Below are 6,308 nucleotides of genomic sequence, written 5' to 3'. Positions count from 1 at the left end.
CTACCCCCAACCAAAACCCAAACAACCCCCACCAACACCAACTAGAGCCCCGGGGGCGGGGCCTGCCTGCCGCGACCTGCCGGCCCGGCCGCTGCTGTGGGGAGCGGGCGCCCTACTCGGAGCTCCTCCCCGCGTTGACGTGACGTATACCGCCCACTGCTTCGATCGAGCGTCACTCGACACCCGGTGTCTCCTGATGAGGCGCCGTGAGATATGAGGAACGGAATGCTTGACCGTCATATACGTTCACAGTTGGGAAAAAGGTCGCCGATGACGCGATCTTTCCCGGCGCGCGTAGCTGTCGTCCTGGTGCTCGCTCTGATCGCCGTGCTCGCGCAGACACTCCCGACGTTCGCACCTCCCGCCTCCGCCGCGATCACAGATGTCACGGTGGCGACCTGGAACATGCGCGGGGGCACGGCGAAATGGTCGAACCCCGACGACCTGCCCCACCTCCTGGACCGGTATCACGTGGTCGCGTTGCAGGAGCATCCCGACACCGTGCCGCCCGGCATGGTGCAGACGGACATGAAGTTCGTGCGTCCGGGGTTCGACACCGATACGCCCGGGTGGAACGACGACGCAGACGGCGCGTTCCGCGTCGTCACGTACCAGTGGACCCACCCACAGAACGGCCGTGTCTACTACGTCTACTACCTGGAAACCCCTCGAAATGGCCGGGCGCTGGTGACGGTCAGCGATCGGGAGGCAGTCGCAGTCGGTGTTCTTCCGGCGGTGGGGGGTGTTGCCAATCCCCGCCCCGCGTTCGGTATCCGCCGCGATGACGCTTGGTTCTACAACATTCACGCGGACTCCCCAGGAGGCCCGGATGCCCCTGGCCTGGTTCAGGCCGTTGCGAACAAGTACCCAGGTCCGGCGGCCTCGTGGACAGTGATGGGCGATTTCAACCGGGAGCCCGACACACTTCCGCTGGGGCTGGGCGGGCCCGGGACTCAGATCATCGACTCCGGACTCCCGACGTACAAGGTACCGAACCCTGAGTCGGAATACGACTACATGGTTGCCCACGGGCTTCAAGCCGGCCATCAGTACGCGGCACGCCGCCTCACGTATATGGAGAGCTCCGACCACTACCCCGTTTCCTTCGCCGTCGACCCGAGCGGTCGGGGTCAGGTCTGCAACCGACCAGGTCCTCCGGTCCCCGCGCCCGCTCCCGCCCAGGCGCCGGTCGTACCCAGGTCGGCTCCGGCCTCCGAGGCCGGTGCCGACACCGCCGGGTCCACGTCTGCGGCGGACTGCGCTCCGTCCAAACCCAAGGCGATCGTCTCGCTGGGGGACAGCTACATCTCTGGCGAGGGCGGGCGCTGGGCGGGCAACGCGAACACGAAGGAGGAGGGGGACGTCTGGGGGACCGACCGGCGGTCGCGGTGCCAGACGGGGCAGGACTGCGTGTACGACGCGACGTCCTACGACTTCAACGGCAACCGGTGCGATCGCTCGGACGTGGCGCCGATCAAGGGGACGGAGTACGCGGACGTGCCGCCGGAGCGACGCTTCAACCTCGCCTGCTCCGGGGCGACGACCAAGAACATCCTCTCCGACGGGTTCAAGGGGCAGAAGCCACAGGTCGAGCAACTGGCCGACCTTGCCGCCGTTTACGACATCCGCCTGGTCGTGGTGTCCATTGGCGGCAACGACCTGGACTTCAGCGGCATCGTTGCGAACTGCGGGGTGGCCTACTTCGTCGCCGACGCCACCCTGAAACAGCCCTGCTCCCGGGCCAAGGAGGGCGAGTTCGCGGGCAAGCTCAACACCGTACGGGCCGAGATCGTCAAGACGCTGACCGCGGTCCGAGCCACGATGCTCCGGGCCCGACAGTCGAACTACGAGCTGGTGCTCCAGTCCTACCCGAACGTGCTTCCCGGCAAGGACGCACTGCGTTACGGCGAGGGCCAGACCTCGGAAGGCGGGACGGGCGACCGGAGCCGCTATGTGACGGGCGGGTGCCCGTTCCTCAAGGTCGACGCGGACTGGGCCCACACCTCCGTCGTGCCCCGGATCAGCGAGATGCTGCGCCAGGCGGCCGGGACGGCCGGGGCACGCTTCCTGGACGTGCAGAACGCCTTCGCCGGACACGAGCTGTGCGCCAACACCGCGCAGCAGGCGACGAGCGCGAACAGCAACGGCGCCCCACTGCCGACGGACAAGGCCGAGTGGGTGCGCTGGGTCCCCTACCTTCCGGGCTGGGAGAAGTGGGCGACGGCGAAGCAGGGCGACGTCCAGGAGGCCATCCATCCCAACGCGTTCGGGCAGCAGGCACTGTCGCGCTGCCTGACCGAGTTCGGCAAGGCGGCGTCCGGCTCCGATCGGTACATCTTCAACTGTGCCGGTTCGAACGACGGTATGAAGGTCACTCCGGACACCTCTGCGGTGCGTGAGGGCATCGTCCGACTGCGCAACGCCCGGACGGGGGAGGTGCTGGACACCGAGACCGACAAGTTCGACGACTACCTCGTCACCCGCCCGGACAGCGGGAAGGCCAGCCAGCGGTGGCTGCTCCACAACGTGGGTTCGCAGATCTCGTTGCAGTCGGTGCAGCACGACGGGCGCTACCTGGACCGCTACAACAACTGGACCAACATCGGCCCCAAGGAGACCGGCTGGTACGTGTCGAAGGCGGCCGACGGCCGGGTCGCACTGTCCATCGGCGAGAACAGCAGGTGTCTCACACAGGACCCGGGGAACCGCTCCAGGGACCTCAACTGGGTCAGCAACGACTTCTGCGCCAAGGGTGTCCAGGAGACCCAGTACTGGAACATCGAGTACCCCGGCGACGTAATCATCACCCCCCGCGACCCGGCCTCCGGCACGGATCCGCGTGAAGGCCAGCAGGTGGAGCTGCGCTCGGCCACCGGCATGGCCGTGGACCTCAGCGGCAGCAGCACCGCCGCCGGTACGAGCGTCCAGGCGTACGAGCCCAACGGCTCCGGCGCCCAGCGGTGGGTGATGCGCTCGCTCGGCGGCGGGAACTGGCGCATCGCCGCGTCGGCGAAGCCCGACATGGTCGTCGACCACGATCCGGGGCCGCACACCACCCACCTCATCCAGGCCCAGGAGGGCAACGCCAACCAGGTGTGGCAGCCGAAGGGCACCGGCACCGGCTGGTACACCCTGGTCAGCGGTGCCGACGGCGGCTGTCTGACCGCCGGCGCCGCGGGCGCCGCGCTCGCGGTGACGGCCTGTGACGCGAACAACCAGGCCCAGCGGTGGAAGTTCCGGGAGACCGGGACGGGCACGCAGGTGGGTACGATCCGCGGGTTGGGCGGCAAGTGCGTCGAGCCGCGCGGTGGCAGCCGGGACGACCGGACCCCGATCCGGCTCGCGGACTGCGCCGGCTCCGACGGCCAGGCGTGGACGGTCGCGGCCGACGGCACGCTGCAGGCCCTGGCCAAGTGCCTGGACGTCGACGCCGGGCGCGCCGACAACGGGACGGCCGTCCAGCTGTACGCGTGCAACGGGTCCGCCGCCCAGAAGTGGATCTACTCGGCGCGCCAGGAGCTGCGGAACCCGAACTCGGGCAAGTGCCTGGACGTCCCCGGCTCGGACACCGGCCGGCCGCTGCAGATCTACGACTGCAACCGGTCCGACGCCCAGAAGTGGCAGCTGTCCGCCCGCCCGGTGGGCCAGCCCGACGGCGGTGACGCGGGCGACCCGTTCGACGCCTCCCCGGACGGGCGCGGCACCAAGCCGGCCGCCTCGGGGGACTGCCGTCCCGAGGGCATGACGCCCACTCCGGGCGTGGCGGCGCGGTACTGCGACGTGTACGACGGCGCGGGCCGGGAGTGGGTCGGCAACGACCGGACCCGGCGTGTGGTGGGCTACTTCACCGGGTGGCGCGCGGGCGTGAACGGCGACCCGAAGTACCTGGCGTCGAACATCCCCTGGTCGAAGGTGACGCACGTCAACTACGCGTTCGCCGACGTCAAGGACAACCGGATCAGCATCGGCGACCCGAACGACCCGGCCAACCCGGCGACCGGCCTGAGCTGGCCGGGCGAGAAGAACGCCATGGATCCGTCCCTCCCGTACAAGGGGCACTTCAACCTGCTGAACACGTACAAGAAGCAGCACCCGGCGGTGAAGACGCTGATCTCGGTCGGCGGCTGGGCGGGCACCCGGAACTTCTACGCGATGACCACCAACGCCGACGGCTCGGTGAACCAGCCGGGCATCGACGCGTTCGCCGACTCCGTCAGCGCCTTCCTGGACCAGTACGGGTTCAACGGCGTCGACATCGACTACGAGTACCCGACGGCGCTGCCCAACACCGGCAATCCGCTGGACTGGGACGTCTCCAACCCGCGCCGCAAGGGCCTCCAGCAGGGCTACAACGCGCTGATGAAGACCCTGCGGACCAAGCTGGACCAGTCCGGCACGGCCAAGGGCCGCTACTACCTGTTGACGTCGGCCGGCTCCTCCTCCGGCTACCTCGTGCGCGGGCTGGACGCCGGGCAGGTGCTGCAGTACCAGGACTACGTCAACGTCATGACCTACGACCTGCACGGCTCCTGGAACAAGTTCGTCGGCCCGCAGGCCCCGCTCTACGACGACGGGAAGGACAACGAACTGGCCGACGCCGGGATCTACAACGACCAGGCACCCAACACGAAGGACTTCCAGAAGGAGGGCTACTTCAACACCGACTGGGCCTACCACTACTACCGCGGCGCCCTGCCGGCGGGCCGGATCAACCTCGGCGTCCCGTACTACTCCCGCGGCTGGCGCGACGTCCAGGGCGGCACCGACGGGCTCTGGGGCACGGCCGCGATGGCGGACCAGGCGCAGTGCCCGCTGGGCACCGGCGGCCGCGGGCCCGCCAACGCGCAGTCCTGCGGGCGGGGCGCGGTCGGCATCGACAACCTCTGGCACGACCTGGAGAACGACCGGGAGGTCGGCGCCGGGTCGAACCCGCTGTGGCACACCAAGAACCTCCAGGACGGCCGCACCCCCGGCTACCTGAGGTCCTACGGCGTCGACACCGGCCTGCCGACCGGGCAGCTGACGGGCACCTACGCGCCGAAGTACTCGGACGCGCTCCAGTCGCCCTGGCTGTGGAACGACGCCAAGAAGGTGTTCCTCTCCACCGAGAACGAGAAGTCGATCGACGCCAAGGCCCGCTACATCGTCGACAAGGGCATCGGCGGCGCGATGATCTGGGAGCTCGCCGGCGACTACGCCCAGCGCCAGGGCGGGGAATGGGGCATGGGCTACGACCTGACCACCCGCCTCGACAACGCCTTCAAGGGCGCCGGCGCCGCCGGCAGCACCAAGGCGGGCGGCCGGCCGCAGCCGGCCGAGGTGATCGACGTGAAGGCCGAACTGGTGGACTTCCCCACCGGGGAGAACGACTTCTACCCCGTCCAGCCGAAGCTGCGGATCACCAACAACTCCGGCGTCACCCTCGCCCAGGGCACCGAGATCGCCCTCGACCTGCCCACCTCGATGCCGCCGATCGTCAAGGACAACGACTACAAGGAGATGAAGGGCCTCGTGCCCGGCCACACCGGCCCCAACACCGGCGGCCTCAAGGGGGACTTCCACCGGCTCACCCTCACCCTCGGCTACTGCGAGGACCTGGCGCCGGGCAAGTCCCGGGACATCGACCTGAAGTACTACCTGCCGGTCACCGGGCCGTCCAACGTGACGTTCAGGATCGGCGGACGGGAGTACGGCTCGACCGGGGACCAGCGCCGCGACGTGCGGACGGTGGCCCCGCCCGCCCCCGCGGCCGGCAGCTCCTGCCAGGCCCCGGACTGGAAGCAGGGCCAGGTCTACCGGCCCGACGGCGGCCGGCTGTGGCGGATGTACGACAAGGGCGACAAGGGCTGGATGTTCGAGTACGGCGACAGCCAGACCGGGAAGCCCATGATGATCGACAACAACCCCGACCAGTCCCGCGCGCACCTCGTGGAGCTGAACGACCAGAACCCCAACCAGTACTGGCGGATCCAGGACGCGGGCGGCGGCCTGTACACCGTCTCCGGCGGCGGCAGGTGCCTGACCGCCACCGCCTCCCGGCAGGACATCGCCTCGCTCGCGTGCAACGGACGCAACGAGCAGAAGTGGCGGCTCGTCCCGATCGCCGACAACGGCAGTGAGGGGGCCCCCGGCGGGCCGAAGCACAACGGCCTGTTCAAGCTCCGCTCCGCGAACGGCAGCGACATCGAGGTCGCCGGCGGAGCCACCGTCCGGGAGACCCACCTCCTCACCGGCGACCCGGCCGCCTCGACGGCCGCGTTCGTGAAGTACCAGGGCTACTACTGCTACGCCCAGTGGTACTGCACCGC

General features: G+C 69.2%; 1 protein-coding gene. It reads left to right on the top strand.

What is annotated here, in order from left to right:
- Nucleotides 1–1,410 precede the first annotated feature (1,410 nt).
- On the top strand, nt 1,411–6,308 hold a 4,898-nt coding region (locus ACFV61_RS32615), incomplete at its 3' end, for a glycosyl hydrolase family 18 protein (protein WP_380495605.1).

The organism is Kitasatospora sp. NPDC059817 (assembly GCF_042731835.1).
GTDB lineage: Bacteria > Actinomycetota > Actinomycetes > Streptomycetales > Streptomycetaceae > Kitasatospora.
Note: the sequence above shows the minus strand (reverse complement) of the source record. Positions and strands in the feature narration are given on the sequence as shown.